Origin of the sequence: Streptomyces alkaliterrae (genome assembly GCF_007097205.2) — a bacterium.
Taxonomy (GTDB): Bacteria; Actinomycetota; Actinomycetes; order Streptomycetales; family Streptomycetaceae; genus Streptomyces; species Streptomyces alkaliterrae.
In genome coordinates, this window is record NZ_VJYK02000665.1 from 1 (window position 1) to 724 (window position 724).

General features: G+C 61.9%; 1 protein-coding gene and 1 pseudogene. Both read left to right on the forward strand.

Annotated features, from left to right (window positions below; all coding sequences use genetic code 11):
- Positions 1-62: 62 nt before the first annotated feature.
- Positions 63-203: pseudogene (locus FNX44_RS27410) on the forward strand (IS3 family transposase); the annotation flags it as partial.
- A gap of 255 nt (positions 204-458) precedes the next feature.
- A partial coding sequence (locus FNX44_RS27415) for a helix-turn-helix domain-containing protein (RefSeq protein ID WP_143651639.1) occupies positions 459-724 on the forward strand: 266 nt, incomplete at its 3' end.

A 724-nucleotide genomic window follows, 5' to 3' on the forward strand; every position in this document is an offset into this window, starting at 1 on the left:
GGTGGGAAGGGTGCCGCTGTACCGAAGCCGTATCCGGAGGAGTTCCGTCAGGGCGTCGTGTTTTCTTGAGGCTTCTGCAGAAGAACGTCCTTGACCGCCGTGTCTGGGTCACGCGTGAAGAACTCCGGATCGCGATCGTGAGCTGGATCGAGTGGACTCGTCTGCGACGTCGCAGACAAGCCTCGCTCGGCCGGCTGGCCCCCCATCGAATTCGAGACTGTCATGACCACACCGACCCTGCGAGCCTGATGACCCCACGTGGTACCTGGTCGGCATCAGACCTCTATGACTGTGCGGTGCCTGGCGGCAGGATCAAGGACACCTCCCGGCAGGTTGCCGGCATCTCTGACGCCTCGCCCCTACGCGCGAGCTCACACCGAATGACAACACCAAACACGACCATGCATTCTGAACATGAAGCATGCTGAAATCGCATGACTGTTGTAGGGTGAGGCGACATGGAAACAGCCACAGAACGGATTCTGCGTCTGACGATCGCCGCACTGATGACGGCTGCCAACGAGACCAAAACCCAGCTAGCCGCCAGCATCGGCCTCACCCAGCCACAAGTCTCTCGCCGTCAAAGCGGCCAGACAGCCTGGACTCTCGCAGACTGCGACGCACTCGCCACCCACTACGACATCACAGTCTCAGAGCTCCTGGCCGGCCCCACTGCCGCCTGCTACGCCTTCCAACACCGCACCCCACCCCCCAGCCACCCCAT